This is a genomic window from Bradyrhizobium sp. CCGB20 (genome assembly GCF_024199855.1).
In the GTDB taxonomy this organism is placed as follows: Bacteria; Pseudomonadota; Alphaproteobacteria; order Rhizobiales; family Xanthobacteraceae; genus Bradyrhizobium.
This window is the reverse complement of record NZ_JANADN010000001.1, coordinates 3,479,189-3,493,924: the sequence shown is the minus strand read 5'-3', so window position 1 is coordinate 3,493,924 and position 14,736 is coordinate 3,479,189. Positions and strand designations below refer to the sequence as shown.

Sequence of the window (14,736 nt, the reverse complement as noted above, 5' to 3'; positions counted from 1 at the left end):
TCTCGTTGTCTGGAATGGTTAGACATCGGAGTACTCCCGGCGCGTTCGGCGAACATGCGCCCGCGCTTCGTTGCGCCTGCAAAAGCTCCGTTCAAGCACGTCCGCGAACCGCCTGCTCCCGCTGTCATTCGAACGCATGAAGACAGGCCGCGGACACGTCCTAACCTGCTCCCGTCCAACTCTTTGCCGGAAAGGCGGGGGCCCTTCGCAAAGACTAACGTCTTGGCACGATTGCTCAAATGGCCCCGAAAGGAACCGACATGGCGCTGCACTTGCTTTGCGTAGGAGGCGAGGATCACGCTCTGCGTATCCCGTTCCTGGCGGCTCTGCAGAAGCGCGGCCTCCGAGTTAGCGCGGCGGGCACCGGTGAGGTCGCTGCATTTGCGAAGAATGGCATCCAGTATCATCAGTATCAGTTCGACAGATTTGGCGTGGGCTTTGCCGATCGTGCCGCCATGGGTCAACTGGCGCAGCTCGTGAAGAGCGCCCGTCCCGACGTGATCCAGACATTCGACACCAAGCCAAACCTGTTTGCACCATTGGCGCTTCGCGGCTCCGTTCCCGTTGTGCGGACCATTAACGGAATGGGATGGGTCTTCTCCTCGACCGAGCTGAGGGCCCTCGCCTTTCGCCCCATGTATCTGGCCATGCAACGCCTGGCTGCGTGCTGGACCGCCGCGACCGTATTCCAGAACAAGGCCGATAAGAGTTTCTTCGACCGACACCGTCTGCTTGGAAAGAGCTCGTCCGTCGTTATCGGAAGCTCGGGGATCGACGTCGGCGCTTTCGAGGCAGCACAAGCGCGAATGGACTCGCCGGCCGAGCTACGCGCCGAACTCGGGTTGGGCGATGCCGAAATCGTCCTTACGGTAAGCCGACTAACGGTACAAAAGGGCATTGCGACGCTGCTCGAAGCGGCGAAACTCGTTCATCAGGCCCGTCCCAAGGTTCGCTTTCTGCTCGTTGGTCCGCGCGAGAGCGAGGGTCCGTTCGCCGTGGATCAGGCGTTGATCGACGGACACGCGCCATACGTGATTGCGACCGGTGCAAGATCGGATATTCCCGCGCTTCTGGGACTCGCCGACCTCTTTGCCTTTCCAACCGAATATCGCGAAGGCATTCCCCGTGTCCTGCTGGAAGCCGGGTTGGCCGGCGTGCCGATCGTCGCCTCCCGCATGCCGGGGTGCGACGACGTGGTCGTCGACGACTGGAACGGCCACCTTGTACCGCCGCGTGATCCACGCGCGCTCGCGGCAGCCATTCTTGACCTTCTCTCGGATTCCGCGCGCGCGAAGACGATGGGGCAGCGCTCGATCAAGGTGGTGCGCCAGGAGTTTGACCTAAACGTCGTGGCCGACCGTTATACGGAGCTTTACGGGCAGCTTCATTCTCCCGGCCATCAAGTGACGGGCTGGCGACGACGCACAGCAGCAGTGAAATACAATGATGGGTAGTGCCCTTCTTGCGCTTGGCCTCGTACTCGGGACGGCTTCGCAGCTGCGCCTTCCCGGCTTCCCCTTGGGGATCGGTGAGGCCTGCCTCGTCGTCTGGCTCGGTCTCGCATCCCTGCATCTCCTGACCAGTTCAAGAATCTGCAACCCCACAGCTCTGCTCTGGCTCCTCGCATTCTGGGGCTGCTTTGTCCTCATCCAGAGTTTCGGGGCATTCCTGGCGTTGCTGCGCCCGGAGATCGTCGACCCAGAGCTCGTTGTGCACGACATCTTCGCGTACCTCCTCGTGGCGACCATCACCTGCCTGATCGCCGCGACGCTGAGACCGGAAGGTACTCTACGCCAATCGCTATGGTTTCTGATCGGATTCTGGATCATCGCCATGGCCGTGCAGCTCGCATTGGGCTGGGACTATTTCCGCATGGCGTCAGTCGACCCGTGGTACTGGGATCGATTTCGCGGATGGTCGGAGAACCCGAACCAGCTTGCAATCTATTGTGCGGTTTTGACACCTCTGTCGCTGCACATGGCGCTGACCTCGAACGGGTTTGCCCGTCTCGTCGCAGTGTTGAGCTGCCTCGGAACGTTCGTCGTCGGCCGGCTGACGAAGAGCGATACATTCCTTATCTCGATGGCGCTCTCGATACCTCTGTTCATTGCGCTGCAGCTGCGAAGCTGGCTAACGTCGCCCGAGCATCGATTGAGTCTGCGCTTTGCAGCTGCGGCGCTCCTCCTGGTGGCCATAGTTCCCCTTTCACTCTCGCTGCTCCCCTACGGGGCGGCAACAGCGAATGACGTCGAGGGGATGGCCGCCGGTATGATGAAGGATCGTGGCGGTGACGCAACTAAAGCAACCGCCAATCTGCGGCTGAGCCTTTGGCAGGACGCCTTGCAGGCCGGTTTGGAGTCCGGGTCGGTTGGACTTGGGCCCGGACCGCACTTGGAGAAACCAACCGGCATCACGGACAAGGGCGTCCCACTCCCCGTGGAAGCACACAGCACGCTCCTGGACGTGTTCACCCAGGGTGGGCTGCCTGGGGTGATCATCATTTTGAGCCTGCTCGGAGGCACGCTGGTGCTCCTGCTCCGCGCGCGGCTTGACGCCCTGGCCGTTCTGATCTTTGCGCTCGCCATCTTCAGCATCAGTCATTTCATCCTACGGCATCCGACCGTGTGGTTCGCCGTCACACTTGGCCTTGTCCTCGGCTCGGTTCGGCGACCATCGGCGCAGGCACGCATTGGAAGTTAGGTCATGTGTGGGATTACCGGAATACTTCAGACGCAGCATGCTTCGCGATCCGCCGACCTCGCGGCAATCGGGCCGATGACGGCTCGCCTGCGCCACCGCGGTCCTGATGCGGACGGCTTCTGGAAGGATCGTGACGCCGGCATTGCGTTCGGACATCGCAGGCTATCCATCATCGATCTTTCCGATGCGGGCCGGCAGCCAATGCTTTCGAGCGACGGCCGCTTCGTCATTACATTCAATGGCGAGATCTACAACTACAAGCCATTGCGACGAGAACTCGAGAGCGCAGGCAAGCACTTCACCGGCAATAGCGATACGGAAGTCTTGCTGGGCCTGATCGAGCGATGGGGGCTCGAGAAGGCCCTCCAGCGCTGCAATGGGATGTTCGCAATCGGCTTGTGGGATCGCCGGAACCGCATGCTGCATCTGGCCCGCGATCGGATGGGGAAAAAGCCGCTCTACGTCGCGCGGACGTCGAGTGCGCTCGTGTTCGCGTCGGAGTTGAAGGCCATCGCTGCATTCCCCGACTTTCACCAGGAGATCGACTCACGCGCGGTCGCGGAGTTTCTAGCTCGCGGATGGCTGCCGGAAGACCAGTGCATATGGCGAGGCGTCTTCAAGCTTCCACCCGGCGGTGCCCTGTCGATCCGTGCCGAGGACCTCTCAGTCTTGCAGGACGCCGCGGCGCTACGAGAACGCGCGCGCTCCTGGTGGTCGTTGGCCGATGTCGCGCAAGCGGGTCGTGCAGCGCTGGCCGCGGCGGATGACCAACAGCTCGTCTCCCACGCTTGCGGTCTGCTGGAGGCAGCGGTCGCCGACCGAATGGTTGCCGACGTTCCGGTCGGGTTGTTCCTGTCGGGCGGAATAGACAGCTCGACCGTCGTGGCCCTGATGCAAGCCCAATCGACGCGCCCGGTACGGACGTACACGATCGGATTCGGTGAACGCGCATTTGACGAGACGGCCAATGCTGCGGCCGTGGCACGACACCTCGGTACCAGCCATACCGAACTGCGTCTTACCTCTGCGGAAGCCAGAGCGGTCATTCCCGAACTTCCAACCATTTGGGACGAGCCGTTTGCCGATGAATCGCAAATCCCGACGCTGCTGTTGTCTCGACTTGCACGGCAGGAAGTCACCGTTGCGCTTTCGGGCGACGGAGGTGACGAGTGCTTCGCAGGGTATTCCAGACACGTTCTTTCCGCCCGTTTAGCGCCGCTGCTGAACTCCAACCGATCAATACGGACGATGGCCGCAAGCGGTGTGGCACTGCTCGGGCGCGGCGTGCGCGAAAGCGTCGTCGAGACGCTTCGTCTTCCAGGCTGGTTGCAGCGGATGACACGCGGCGACCGCATCAACCGTCTCGCAGACCTGATTGGCAGCAATGACGTCGGCGAGATGTACCGTCGGTCGACGCGGCTCTCGGAACTGCAGTTGACGCAAGCGCAAGCAGATCCGGAGTCCGACTCGATTCCGCCGCTCAACGATCTCCTGTCCGATCTTATCGTTCGTGATATGCTTGGATATCTCCCGAGTGACATTCTCGTGAAACTCGACCGTGCGAGTATGGCCACGAGCCTGGAGGCTCGCTGCCCGCTTCTCGATCATCGCGTCGTTGAGTTCAGCTGGACTCTACCGAACTCGGCGAAGGTGCGTCACGGTCAGGGAAAATGGCTCCTGCGCCAGGTCCTTAGCCGTCACCTGCCGCGTCACCTCTTCGAACGACCCAAACAGGGCTTTGACGTACCGATCGGCTCCTGGCTGAGGGGACCTCTTCGTTCGTGGGCGTCAGACCTCATTTCCGAGTCGCGCCTTCGCAACCAGCATCTTCTGGACGTTTCCCGCGTCCAGGATTGCTGGCTCCAACATCTTAGCGGTCGCCGCGATTTCTCGCGACCGCTGTGGGCTGTCTTGATGCTGCAGTCCTGGCTCGACTCAACACTTGCCTCCGGGACGCCTCGAACGGCGGGCGTAATGGAACCGGCGCAGTAAAGGAGCAGGCAATGGAAGCGTTTGCAGGTAAACGGATTCTGCCGGTGACCGTTCTGTCCCACGGGCGGTCAAAAGCCGATGAGCCTCCTCCCGATGACGCCATCGCGGCATTCAGGCACGTCCTCGATAGCATCAGGCGATACAAGTACTTCATTATCAAAATGATCAGCGCGGGCGCGCTGCTCGCTGTGCTCGGTAGTCTTTTTATGTCCCCCTCCTATCTTGCGACGGCACAGCTTGTCGTCAGCGCTCGCAGTGGCGGAGCAACGGAGAATCCCGGCGCGCCCGGCAATTCCTCCGCGACTGGCGGTTCGGACGACCCGACTATCGATACGCACGTCACGGTGATGTCATCCGATGCCTATCTGCGGCGGCTCCTGCCAGCACTGAGGATGCTCGACAACCAGGCCCACGAAAACGGTTCGTTGCTCCGCACGGCTTGGTCAAAGATAAAGGGGTTCCTCTCCTTCCGGAAAGATCAACCGAGCGATGGCGCGGCGCTGGCAGCATTGAAAGGACGTTTGAAGGTCAGTCAGGAGCGCCGGTCCAGAGTTATCAGCGTAATTGCCAGCGACCCCAATCCGCAACGAGCCGCGGACGTCGCAAACCTGGTCGCCCGATCCTATGCTGACGAGCTAGCCCGGCAAACGCGAGCTGTAGAACTCCAGGCTCTGGACGCCATCGCAGCACAATCGGCAAACGTTCAGCGCGAATTGTCGGCGGCGAAGGCGGAATGGGACGCCGATCACTCAGGTCAGACCTTATCATCACAGAGAGCCGCCGCGTTGGAGTGGAAAATCACCACTCTGGCCCAGCAGTATGAAACACTGATACGAAAGCGGCAGGCTCTCACCACGAAGGGCGTCGTCGCTGAGCCGGACGTGACCGTAATCGCGGACGCCTCGCCCCCCGATTTTCCCAGCTCGTTGAATCCGTTCCTCCTCGTCCCGCCAATTACGATTGTCTTCGCTCTCATGGCATGTCTCGTCGCGATCATCCTGAAGCACTTCGATCGAAGTCTGCATACCGAGGCAGAAGCTGCAGAGGCATTGGACATCCCGTGCGTCGGATTGATACCCTCGATTCCGCCCGAGCTGAGCACCTCGCCGCAACGGTTCGTAGAGCAATCGGAAGCCTCGTCTAACAGAGCCGTTCGCTCGACCGTAGTTTCTCTCATGACCGCGGATCCAATCGAGCCCCAGCCGCAGCATGTTGTCCTGGTGACATCCAGCTTGCACGGTGAAGGCAAGAGCGCGATCGCGTGGAGTTTCGGCTTCTGCGCCGCGCAGCTCGGACAGCGCGTTCTGCTCCTGGACTTTTCCCAGGTGCCCCGGCGCGTCGGCGGTGAGGCTGCAGATCTCTTCAAGCTCCTGGCGCACGACGGAGCGGCGGCCAAGGCCGTACAGCACATCCCGGAGCTCGGAATCGATTACATATCGTCAAAGTTGTCCGAGGGCAGCCGCCTGGGGCCACTAGCAGGCCCGAAAGTCGCCTCGCTGTTCGAGCACTTTAGAAACACCTACGATCTCGTCGTCATCAACGCGCCATCGCTGGATGATGCTCCGGAAGTGAGACTTCTCGCCTCGTGGGCAGACCATGTCTTGCTTGCCGTCCGCGCTGGCAGCACGAGCCGCGACGTCGTACGGAGCACCTTGAACCGGTTTGCCGGGACGTCGGATTTCGATACTCGTGTCAAGCTCTGGTGTGTCCTGACGCACGGAGTGCCGTCCGAGCTAGCGCGCTCCGATCTGGAGCCGGCATCAACATCGACTTTGATGCGTTACTATCGCTGGTTCAAAGCAGCGGCGGTACGGTGGCTAAGCATCGAACCTGTAATCAATGTTTCCGACCACGCCGAATCTGGCCTGAGGCCACGACAATGACCACCAGAAGGCTTGGTTGATCATTTGGGCCTTTCGATATGGCAGGACGCCGATCGACCAAACGGCGGCTGAGCATGCCAACCCAGCATCCTTCGTTTGAAGTATGCGTGCCCGGGCCTGATTAACATAGGTTGGGACAGAAAAATGACGGGTACGGTGATGCGGCTTCAGAAACTTGGCGATCCGTCTGGCGGTCCATGCGACGCCGTTGACACGCACCTGCCATCGATCGTTCAGCAACTTCCCGCGACGCTGAGCTGGTTGAGCCCCGTAAACGTGCCTCTCGATCTCAACGGCCCGACCGATCGATCATTCGATCCTTTGGAAGCCGGCTTTGCCGGCGTATCGGCCATCGAACACCTGATTGCGGTGACGGCGAAGTTTGCCAACAAGGTCGCAATCAGCGACGGCAATCACTCCTTCACGTATTCACAGCTGTTGTCCCGGGTCTTGACTTTGGCCCAGGCCATCGAGGCGCTGATCCCGGAGGGGGAGGCCCTCGGATGGCTGTTGCGAAGCTCGGCCTGGCAGCCGATCGCCATGCTGGCATGCATGGCAGCCGGACGAGCCCTCGTCCCGCTCAACCCCCGCGATCCAGTGCAGCGGCTCATGGCCATCGCCACGGCCGCCCGGATTTCCGTTCTGATCGGGCACGACGACAGCGATGCTGCCGGGTTGGTCAAGCAACATGGTCTGGTCTGGCTTGATGTTGCGAGCGCCAGCGAACCTTCAGCAACAACCCCCACCCTCACCCAGGTTTCGGTCGATGCGCCGGCCGTTGTGCTTTATACCTCGGGGAGCACTGGAGTTCCAAAGGGCGTGGTGAACAGCCAACGCAACCTGCTCCAGCGCGTCCAGCAATATGTGGATGCATGCCACATAAGTGCGGCTGACGTCTTCATGCCTCTGAGCGGCCCCACAACGATCGCCGGTTGTCGGGAGATGTTGTCGGCTTTGCTGACCGGTGCGAAACTGCACATCGTCGATGTCGAGGCGCTCGGGCTGCGTGGCGTTCTTCGCCAGATCACCACGGAACAGGTGACGATTACATACGTCGTACCAGCTCTGGCGCGTGCATTGATCAGCGCCAGTCGGCAAGGCGATTTCGACTCGCTCCGCATGATACGCATCGGCGGAGAGAAGGTCTTGTGGACCGACATCGCGCTCGTCCGAGGAGCGGTGCAGCCAGGCTGCTTCATCCAGGTCAGCTATTTGTCGACGGAAACTACTGGCACCCAGTGGTTTCTCCCCAAGGAATGGCGAGCGGACGGCGTCAGCGTTCCAGTTGGCTACCTGCTTCCAGGCATATCCTATGCCGTGATCGACGAAAGTGGGAAATCCGTCCCATGCGGGGAAGTCGGCGAACTTGTCATCAAGAGCAGGTACGTCATGCTCGGATACTGGGAATGCGGACGGCTTTCTCCGGCATCGCCCGCCCCGGATGATCCAAAGTCTCGCATCTATCAGACCGGCGACCTCGTCATCGTGGATGTGCACGGACTGATGCGGATCGTGGGGCGGAAAGGACGCCAGCTCAAGATCAATGGTCAGCGTGTCGAGCCGGCCGAGCTCGAGAGTGCGCTGCGCAACCTCAGCTATGTGAAGGACGCGGTCGCCGTCGTGACGGACGCGAACGAGTTGGTCCTTTTTGCATCGCCCTCCGATCCGCTGAGACCGCACTTCCAGACCGACGTTCGCAACGTGATTCGGCAGGCGGTTCCTGCGGCTTTGCATCCGACCAGGCTGCACGAGATATTGGAGATTCCGCGCCTCCCGGGAGGTAAGATCGATCACGCCAGGCTGAAACTTCTCGATCTGGAGAGCAAGAAGACCTCGCCCGCGCCTGTGCCGGCGACGCAAGGATTGGCCGAGGCCAACAAGATCGTGCACCAGGTGTGGAGCAATATCCTCGGCGTGTCGGAAGCTGCCGGACGCTGGGACGAGGCCGGCGGAGATTCCCTAAAGCTCCTGCGCTGCGTCATGGATATCGAAGACCTCATCGGCCGCGAAGTCAGCATGGAAGCTTTCACGGTCGACATGAGCGCCGAAGACATGGTCCGGGCTATCGCAGCGGTGGATCCACCTGTGCGGCAGCGTCTAAATGACCAAATTCTCCCAGGCCTTGTAATCCTGCCTGGCTCCATGGGGTATGGCCCGAGCATGGCAGCATTTGGCGCCCAGCTCAGTAAGGTGGCGCGGGTGATACCAATTCGCTATCCGGACCTGAGCTGGAGCCTCGCGGGCCGCGATTCCGTCCAGGAGATGGCCGCGATGGCCGTCGAACAGATCAATGCCGCTCAGCCACGCGGTGATGTCCGAATGATAGGCTATTCCCTGGGTGGCGGCGTCGCATTCGAAGTCGCAAGCCGGTTGATCGAGCAAGGTCGTGCGGTCAAATTCCTGGGCATCCTAGACACGAATGTCGGCCCTCGCAGAGCAAACCACCGAGAAGCCCTTTCTCGCACGCTGCAGCGGATTCGATCCCATCGCGTGACGATCTACCGCATGCTTTGCCGCTCCGTGGCGAAGTTCGCCGCTCGCTTGGGCCAGGAGGCTCGCTTCTGCAGGCTCATCGACGCCATCACATGGCCTCGCCTGGCAAACACCCGCTTCATGCTCAGGCTTGAACTCGAGGAAATTCTCCGGATGCGCGCTTTCGGACGCTGGGTTGAGAACACCAAGCCTCGTCTGGCCATCAAAGGGACTGTCTTCGCATGCCACCGGCCTGGCGTAACGCCGCGCCTCGGATGGGACTCCCTGTTTGAGGAGCTGGACGTGATTCCGATCGCCGGTGGACATCTTGACCTGGTGGTCGAGCCTCACCTCGCGATCAATCGACCAGTCATCGAGCGCGCGATCGCGGCGTCCTGCTCCTGATCCACGATACAATGCTTTCTGACGCGCCGGTCCTGCCCGCCACAGGATCGTATAGAGAGGCCACGCGGGTTCCGCTCGCACTTGGCTCGAAGGCGCCGTCGCGCCCTTAGGAATGCAGAGTGTGATCGTCAGGGCCGCAGGTAGCTCCAGCCTTGCTCCTGGAGCTCCATGAGGCGGACAACCCCGGATTTGGTGACCTTCGCTTGCGAGATCAGAGGAACTTCCTTGCCCTCATTCTTCGCCATGTTCTCGCGCGTGTTTCCGCATGCCGAGAAAGTCAGTTCCGGTGTGGTTTCGGCCATCGCCTTGATGCGCCCTTTTACAGGGGATGTGTCATCTCGCAGCATGTGCAGTCCCGGCCCGTACGCGACGACTTCTACTTCGACTTTCTGACTGAGCTCGCCGTAGTGCTGAACGACGTTGCTGACGTTGTTGAGAGCGAGATTCATCAAGGCCGGATCGTTTGCGTCGACATGGATGACAAGCCGATGCGGCGGCTGCGTCCGAGGGGTCGCAACGGTCGCCTTGGCATTAGCATTCCTGGCTGACGCGCCGGGATTTTTGGTGAAGAGAGCGGTTTGCGCAGAACCCTGGGATTCAATGCCGCTTACGAGGATCAGCCCGACAGCCGCCACACCGGCAAAAATGGCAAACGATCTGGTCATGCTGTGCTTCCTGCGTGTGTGATGAAGCGTGCACCTCGCAGGCTATTTAAGCGCGCCCGTGCAGGTCAAGAATCTTCGGGTAATGGTCCGATCGATCTACTTAATTCCCATTTCTGCACGTCTACTCCGTTTTGGCTACCGCGACTGCGACATCGACATGGCCTCAATGAAAGCGGTGTCATGAATGACATGCCATGAGTTCCATCAAACATTTGGGCGTCGCAATGGGGGTGCACGGACACCGTCTGTCGAAGGGAAGCGCCGTCGCGCCAACTGCCACTGCGCGTCAGCCCGGGGATTGGCCATTTCCGTTCCGCGGACGCGGATTGTTCGACATCGCTGGCACCCGGCGCTCATACGCAGGAGCGGGTATATTCACGATGGTTCTGATCAACGGCCTGCTGCCGCTTCTGATTGGAACTGCCAACGCCAGATCCCGGGACCGGGACGAAGGCGAACGTGGCGCTTCCTTCGCCCCATGGGCGCTGCTCGAGCAGCGCAGTTTCACGCCAGGACGAGAGCAGATCGGCGGAGTGGAATTGAGGATGCTCCTGGTTCAACGCGCGGACGAGGCTCAGCCCGCCGCGCCACGGCCCGCTGGCAGCAGGCCGGCGGCAGCCGGATCGCGCGGGGCGGCGACCTCGAGAGAGCCGCAACGCTCCGCAGCTGAAGTCCCTGCACAGGAAATGCCGGCTTCACCGCCCGCGACGTCAAATGCGGCTCAAGCTGCTTCCGAGACGGAGCGGTTCAACCAGCACCTGTTGCTGGATCAGGAGCGGCAACGAGCGAACAGGCTTGCGCGCGAATTGGCTGCGGCCCGAGCGGAACTCGACGCGGCGCGGCAGACACAGACGCACAATGTCCGCGCCCTCGAGATCGGTATTCAGCAAACGCAGGCGCTCGAACAGGAACGGCAAAAGACTGACACTCTGTCACGTGAGCTCACCTTCCTGAGGGCGGAGCTCGAGGTCGCACGGGTCGCGGCCTCAAAGGCCATGCAGGCATCCGAAGCCGAGCTGAAGCAGGAACGTCCGCTTGACCGACGGAATGGGGCCAAACGCTTTGCTCTCCAGCTAGCCTCGCTTCGCTCGGAGCTGGAGGCCGCCCGCAGCGCAGCATCCGAAGCCACGAAATCTGCCGCGGCGGAGACCGCACAACGGCAAGCTCTCGAGCGCGAATTAAAGCAGGAGCAGGACAAGACAGAAGCCCTGATCGGCGAACTCGGCACCATCAGGATCGCGGCCTCCGAGACCGCGAGGGTCAACGCTGCAGATGTCGATCAAAGGTCGATGCTGACACGGGAACTCGAGAAGCAGCGAGACAGGGCCGAGAGCGCGGCGCGCCAGTTGACCTCCCTTCAGGCCGAGCTCCGTGCAGCGCAAACCGCGAACTCTGAGTTGGCTGCCCACCGCGCTGCAGACGACAGGGACAAGCTGGCGCTGAAGCGGGAGGTCGAACAGCAGCGCGACCGCGCGGACGCTCTCGCGCGCGAGGCGGCGTCGCTGAAGGATCAGCGCGACCTGGCGCGGGCAGAGGCTGTACGAACCGCCGACGCCGCCGCAAAGGCCGAAGCCAACCGCGAAAAGGAGCGTCCCGGCAGCGGCGCCGCGCGGCCCTCAACGCTCCCGTCTGTTCGGGATCATCTGGCCGCATGGAGTGCTTCCACTGTTGTAGCGGCGCCCTCGCGCGAGCCCCCGGGCCGCGCACCAAGCCAAAGCAGCCTGCCGCCTGCCGCTACGCTTCCGCTCTCGCCTTCGGCATCCGCGCCGATAGCACCGAGCGCGCAGATCACACAGGCCACTGCCCTGCCCGCCTCTAATCCGAGGGCCATGGCAGCGGTGGACCGCCAAACCGCAAGCGGAGCGCAGCGCCCGCTTGCGAACGAGGAGAGACTGCTCGCGCGCGCCAGCGCATTATTGCGGCAGGCGGACATCAACGGAGCCCGCGGATTGCTGGAATACATTCTTGGACATGGCAGCGCGCAAGCGGCCTTTATGTTGGCCGAAACTTACGATCCTCACGTGCTGCAATCCTGGGACGCCCGCGGCGTCGCCGGCGATCCCGCGAAGGCGCGCGAACTGTATGAACGAGCTCAGGTTGGCGGCATTCGCGATGCAGAAGGACGGATCAAGGGGCTCAAATAGCCGCTGGAGCGAGCCTTCGAAACCAGACCAGAGAGTGGAGAGGTCCATGTCATTGAGCAAGCTCGCATTCACGGTCGCATTGGCACTGTTCGGCCTGCAGCTTGCTGCCAGCGCCCAATCTCGTTCGCCGCGCGAGCCGCTGGCACGGAATGCCGATACGGCCGCAAAGGAACGCATCAATGCATGGACGGTGGGGCTCGCCGGAGGACTTATCGAGGGCGCGCCGCTTCGGCTCGCCGCAGAGATCGCACGCGTCGTCAACGAGGAAGACAAGCTTCACGTCATTCCGATCGTGACGACCGGCGCCACCGAAAACGTCAACTCGCTGCTCTATCTCAGGGGCGTTGATGCCGCAATCATCAACATGGATGCCCTGGACGAGTACAAGGCGCAGGTTCCGTCGATCGAACGGCGCATCGTCTATGTTCTCAACCTCTTCCCGGCCGAGCTGCACATCTTCGTGCGTCCCGAGATCAAGTCGCTCGACGACCTCAAGGGAAAGAAGGTCAACTTCAACACCCAGGGCACAGCAGCCGCATATTCTGGTCCACTGATCTTCAGCCGGCTGGGACTGAATGTCGAAAAGATGTTCATTCCCCACCAGGTCGCATTGCAGCAGATGAAGAGCGGCGACATTTCAGCGGTCGTCTTCATCACATCAAAGCCGGTCGATGCCTTCTTGAAAGGACGCTGGGATGAAGGCTTCAAGTTCCTGCCCATCGAATACGACCCCAGATTTGAAGACTACTATCTTCCGTCGTCCCTCGATCCGAAGGACTACCCAAACCTCGTGCCAGAAGGCAAGCGGATCGCGACCATTGCCGTCCCCACGATTCTTGCCGCCTACAACTGGCAGCCGCAGACCGATCGCTACCGGCGCATGGTGCGCTTCGTCGACCACCTGTTCGGACGGCTCGACCGGCTGCAGTCCGCTGGCTTCGATACAAAATGGAAGGACGTGAATCTCCGCGCCAGTGTCCCCACTCTGACCCGGTTTGCTCCGGCGCAGGAATGGCTCGATCGCTCGCCCAGCGCGACAGTCGGACTGTCGCGATGAAGCGACTCGGTACCCTTGCGGCCTCCTTGCTCGCGGGTATCGGTCATCTAAGCTGCGCTCAAGCCGGCGACACGCCAGATCGTTCGAAGGCATGCGCGCGGTTGCAGGGAATGGAGCACATGACATGCGTCGACGATCAGATTGCGGAAGCACCTGAGCAATCCGTCAGAGCTCCTCAAATTCCGAACTGGATCATCAGCGAAACGACATCACCGGTGGACCGCAAGCCGCAGATCGCCGCGCAGACCACCGGACGAACCGGCCGGAAGGATGGACCCTCGTCGCTCGCCATACATTGTCGCGGCAATAGGACCGAGTTGTTGCTCTCCTCGGCGAGTTCCTGGACCAAAACTCCGGTCACCGAAATTAGGGTCGTATTCCAGATCAACGATCAGCCGCCTGTCGACCAGCGCTGGAGGGTTGCTGATGGCGGCCGAAGCCTTGCCCTTCCGGGCGATACCGTCCGCTTCATAAACTCCATGCCAGGGACAGGGCGGCTTCTGGCCAAAGTGTATGCCGACACGGCTACACCCTACGAGGAAACATTTGAACTGACCGGTCTCGACGCCGTCCGTGGGCGGCTTGCAAAGATCTGCGCCTGGCGGTCTGGCTGACCAGCCAGAAGGCGGGCTGAACATTTGAAGGAATGCGTCACGCGTGAGGTTTGAATGCGATGAGCGAAACGATCAATGTAGCCGAGGCTTATGAGCGAGGACGCACCCGGTTCATGGGAATCGAACTTCTGGTTGCTCCTGGCGCGCTGGTGCCCCGGCCGGAAACCGAGCTGCTTGGCAGCACCGCGGTTGAAGCACTGCGCCGAACGGGCCTTCCCGCGCCGCGGATCGTCGACATGTGCTGCGGCGCCGGCAATCTGGCTTGCGCGATCTCGCTCAATATTCCTGGCGCTCACGTTTGGGCCAGCGATCTGACTGAGGGATGTGTCGAGCTCACCCGGCGTAACGTCGCGCATAAGGACCTCGGGTCTCGTATCACCGTGCTCCAGGGCGATCTGTTCGGGGCTCTGACAGGCCTGCAACTCGAGCAAACCATCGATCTGATCGTCTGCAACCCACCCTATATCTCGGAGGCCCGGCTCAACGGCGATCGCGCTTCCCTGCTCGCAGACGAGCCGCGCGAGGCATTCGCGGCCGGGCCCTACGGATTGAGCATCCATATGCGCGTTACGAAAGACGCACCTCGCTACTTGCGGCCAGGAGGATTGCTGTTGTTCGAAGTGGGCCGCGGCCAGGATCGACAAGTGGCAACCCTGCTCGAACGCAACGACGCTTACGAAAATGTCGGCGTGGTCTCGGACGAGACGGGTTCCGGTCGCGTCGTTATGGCGTACGCGAAGGAATAGCCAGGTTCGAGCACTTCCCCGTCATGATGGTTGGCATTGCAGGGTAGCACTCCGAACC

Annotated in this window: 10 protein-coding genes; 9 read left to right on the top strand and 1 reads right to left on the bottom strand. The window is 61.4% G+C overall.

Annotation, left to right across the window (positions count from 1 at the left end; genetic code table 11):
- Nucleotides 1-260: 260 nt before the first annotated feature.
- The 5 genes from NLM15_RS15945 (at nucleotide 261) to NLM15_RS15925 (ending at nucleotide 9,452) form a co-directional block, all read left to right on the top strand.
- A complete protein-coding gene (locus tag NLM15_RS15945; RefSeq protein ID WP_254118015.1) occupies nucleotides 261-1,454 on the top strand; it encodes a glycosyltransferase in 1,194 nt (397 codons plus the stop codon).
- Nucleotides 1,444-2,700, top strand: coding sequence for an O-antigen ligase (locus tag NLM15_RS15940; protein ID WP_254118014.1), 1,257 nt, complete (start codon nucleotides 1,444-1,446; stop codon nucleotides 2,698-2,700). Before NLM15_RS15945 ends, NLM15_RS15940 begins: the two co-directional genes overlap by 11 nt.
- Nucleotides 2,701-2,703: 3 nt before the next feature.
- Nucleotides 2,704-4,692 carry an asparagine synthase (glutamine-hydrolyzing) gene (gene asnB / locus NLM15_RS15935; RefSeq protein ID WP_254118013.1) on the top strand — a complete coding sequence of 663 codons (1,989 nt, stop codon included), beginning with the start codon at nucleotides 2,704-2,706 and terminating at the stop codon, nucleotides 4,690-4,692.
- 11 nt (nucleotides 4,693-4,703) lie between these two features.
- A complete protein-coding gene (locus NLM15_RS15930; RefSeq protein ID WP_254118012.1) occupies nucleotides 4,704-6,575 on the top strand; it encodes a hypothetical protein in 1,872 nt (623 codons plus the stop codon).
- Between the two features lie 144 nt (nucleotides 6,576-6,719).
- Nucleotides 6,720-9,452, top strand: a complete 2,733-nt coding sequence (locus tag NLM15_RS15925; RefSeq protein ID WP_254118011.1) for an AMP-binding protein — start codon at nucleotides 6,720-6,722, stop codon at nucleotides 9,450-9,452.
- Between the two features lie 128 nt (nucleotides 9,453-9,580).
- Here the strand turns inward: NLM15_RS15925 and NLM15_RS15920 are convergent, their stop codons facing one another.
- Entirely contained in the window at nucleotides 9,581-10,117 is a 537-nt protein-coding gene (locus tag NLM15_RS15920) for a DsrE family protein (protein WP_254118010.1), read from the bottom strand.
- Nucleotides 10,118-10,497: 380 nt separating this feature from the next.
- Between NLM15_RS15920 and NLM15_RS15915 the strand changes: the two genes are divergently transcribed.
- The 4 genes from NLM15_RS15915 to NLM15_RS15900 are packed head-to-tail and all read left to right on the top strand — an operon-like array spanning nucleotide 10,498 to nucleotide 14,678.
- Complete coding sequence (locus tag NLM15_RS15915; protein ID WP_254118009.1) at nucleotides 10,498-12,261, top strand: hypothetical protein; 1,764 nt, start codon at nucleotides 10,498-10,500, stop codon at nucleotides 12,259-12,261.
- A gap of 46 nt (nucleotides 12,262-12,307) precedes the next feature.
- On the top strand, nucleotides 12,308-13,318 hold the full coding sequence (locus NLM15_RS15910; protein WP_254124251.1) for a TAXI family TRAP transporter solute-binding subunit: 1,011 nt from the start codon (nucleotides 12,308-12,310) through the stop codon (nucleotides 13,316-13,318).
- The gene (locus tag NLM15_RS15905) at nucleotides 13,315-13,932 is read left to right on the top strand and encodes a hypothetical protein (protein WP_254118008.1); all 618 of its coding nucleotides are present in this window, start codon (nucleotides 13,315-13,317) and stop codon (nucleotides 13,930-13,932) included. Before NLM15_RS15910 ends, NLM15_RS15905 begins: the two co-directional genes overlap by 4 nt.
- A 59-nt stretch (nucleotides 13,933-13,991) precedes the next feature.
- Nucleotides 13,992-14,678, top strand: coding sequence for a HemK/PrmC family methyltransferase (locus NLM15_RS15900; protein WP_254118007.1), 687 nt, complete (start codon nucleotides 13,992-13,994; stop codon nucleotides 14,676-14,678).
- The last annotated feature ends 58 nt before the right edge of the window (nucleotides 14,679-14,736 follow it).